Annotated in this window: 2 protein-coding genes; both read right to left on the bottom strand. The window is 36.9% G+C overall.

Features of this window, described 5'->3' with window-relative positions; genetic code table 11:
* Positions 1 to 11: 11 nt before the first annotated feature.
* The gene (locus J5G60_RS17710) at positions 12 to 1,073 is read right to left on the bottom strand and encodes a DUF917 domain-containing protein (RefSeq protein WP_207708022.1); all 1,062 of its coding nucleotides are present in this window, start codon (positions 1,071 to 1,073) and stop codon (positions 12 to 14) included.
* A 32-nt stretch (positions 1,074 to 1,105) separates the two neighbouring features.
* Positions 1,106 to 2,689, bottom strand: a complete 1,584-nt coding sequence (locus J5G60_RS17715; protein WP_150358556.1) for an OPT/YSL family transporter — start codon at positions 2,687 to 2,689, stop codon at positions 1,106 to 1,108.
* Positions 2,690 to 2,858 lie beyond the last annotated feature (169 nt).

The raw sequence follows: 2,858 nt of genomic DNA on the forward strand, positions 1-2,858 counted from the left end.
TATTTAAATAATTATAAAATTTTTTTATTTACAATTTCCCCAGCCTGGGTAATTAAATTTACATCTCTCATTCCGCTTCCAAGCCTCAGATTTTCCCTGGAAGTTTTCAATATCTTGACATTTTGATCTTTTTTTATTTCCGCACTCGTCACTGGCAAACCCGTATTACTGTCAAAAGTCATTATCAGATCGGGAAAAGACGCCAGCCTCTCTCCATTTTTCTCAAGAGTCATGTATTCATTCCAAAATGTTATTTCAAAACTTCCTACTCGCACCTTGCCTGTATCAAATCCACCGCTTGTTTTCAAATCTATTCTGTCAACTCTGCCATCTGCAATTATCTCACCATTTAAATACTCTGCCGTTTTTTCAGGTGCAGTACATGGATTTTTTCCTAAAGCTTTCAAAAACACTTTTCCAAGTTCAATCGCATGTTTCACACCATGCAAAGCAGCATTTTTCTTTACATACTTCACAGTAACGGGATTCCTTACAACTGCAACAAGTCCACCTGCACATACAGAGGCTTTCCTTACCATATTGGAAGTGTTTTCTATAGAACCCTTAACAAATATCTCAATATGTTTGTTTATTTCAGGATTACCGCCAACTGCTGTCTGGCAGGAAACATAATCCTTAATATTGTTGAGTCCCATACTTCCCATGACACCTGTAGGATGGGCTCTCCCATTACAAGGAGCATCTACAAGCGGCACATCCAATGCTGCAGACTGTATCCATCCATTTATGGAGGAACCTCCGCCATTTTCATTTGTTATTATTCCTCCTATTTTCTTATCCACATTCTGTTCAAATATTTTTATAGCGTCTATGGCATCTTCCGGTGACATACGCTGTAAATTAGCTGCAGGAGCCCCTACTGCAGAACATGTAATTATGAGTCTATCTTCTGGAATGTCATCTATATCAAGCATTTGAATGTTTCCATATCCAAGAGCCGCTTTTCCAAGCTCCATTCCAACCTTCCGGGAGCCGCCGCCGCCACCTCCAAGTATATTCCCGCCGAAAACGGCATAATTTAAAACTTCATTATCAATTTTTATTTTCCCCATAAAAATTCTCCTTTTAAAAAAATTAAAAATTTTCATTTTCTCAGTTTAACAATAGGACTAAAGAAACTAAACAAAGCATCTCCTGCTATTACGCCCCCTGCAAAGATACTGAGAGGTGTCTCCGATTCTTTTCCCTTTAGTTTTATAAATATCACCCTTATCAATATACCAACAAGCACGGCCCAACAGGCGTTTTTAGATGTTATAAGAAGCCCTGTAGCAAACAAAACACCAAGTTGTCTGCTGGATCCACCTATAAATTGAAGTATTATCCCAGGAATCATCCAGATAAGAAGTTGTTTTGCGACCTCAGCTGACGCACCAGCCTTAATTGTGGATATATACACCTTATCTATTGGAGGCACAAGATCCTTGGAAAAAAAACTGTTATGAGCCAGGAATACAATTATCATAGCTATTACAAATGCTACAATAGCAGCTATATACTGATGCTTTCTTCCTAACAGCTCAAATTTTGAATTATTTCCATTTCCACGGAGTACATAGCCGGACTTTAAATCATATCCCATATCTGCAAAAGCAGGCCCCGTTGCAGCACTAAATCCAGCAAGCAGTGCCAGACCTATGGGCGGAAATCCTATAAGCATGCCGATTATAAGTGTAATAAATGCTATGGCAAATGCAGGAAACCACCCTGAATGCATTGCTGCAATTCCTACTAAAAGTTCGTGAACAAAAGCAGCTGCAGCAGCATAAATCACAAACCCTATTATCATTTTTGTAGTCATTTTAGAAGCAAGTCCACAAGTTATAGCAATTCCAGAAGCAATCAATGCATAGGCTATATACCCAAACAGTAAAGACTTTTTAACTCTTGAAGCCGAACGAGTATAGCTTACATTTTCTGATTTATTCTTCACTTCTTTCTGTTTAACAAATATAATCTTGAAAATTTGGCATATGGCTATAAATCCTGCACCTATCATAATTCCATGTGGTATGTAAAGCGCATTTACATCTATATTAAATAAGGGCTTGGAATACTGATTTATTAGAAGACCTATTCCAAACATAGATAATGCCCATATATTTCCTATAAATGATATACCAAAAGCCGACATCGGTATGTGCAGGAAAGATCCAATTACCCCAACTATAGTTCCAATACCAAGTATGCCTGCTCTTTTACCACCTTTGTCACCTGCAAGTATAGATTCTGCAGTGGCAACTCCCGGCGGCCATGCACCTGACGCTGGAAACACTTCAGAATCAAATACATTATACAAAATGGCAGAATCCACAATCATGGCAAAACTAACACCTATCAGAAGTGGAATTACAAGATCACTTCTTCCAATCAGAAACGGAATGCCTATAGGTATCATCAAGCTATTAGCAGCCCCAAATGTAGCTGATGATATCGATGTCTGTACAATATTTTGCCTGTGTATTGATCTAAATTTTCTAAGTACATTTAAAGGAATTCTTGCTATAAGCATGGCAATAAGTGCACCTATTATAGAAGTATTTGGCGTTACTCCAAGTGTAGTTACTAGCTGCATCCCTATTACTGCACCAAGTATAGCGCAAAGTACATTTACTATAAATGCAACAGGTTCAAATACGGATGGATGGTTTTCTAAATTATTTGTCATGTAGTCTTTCCCCTTTCCTCTTTATCTATGAACAATATATTAGAATTATAATCATTTTTCAGAAAATATAACATACTGTAATTTCATAAAATAAAATCCACATATTTACGCATTGTCATAAATATATGGATTTTATTAATATGTTTTGATTTTTTATTTTATATATTTA

Source organism: Clostridium sp. HV4-5-A1G (genome assembly GCF_900184915.1).
Taxonomy (GTDB): domain Bacteria; phylum Bacillota; class Clostridia; order Clostridiales; family Clostridiaceae; genus Clostridium_B; species Clostridium_B aromativorans.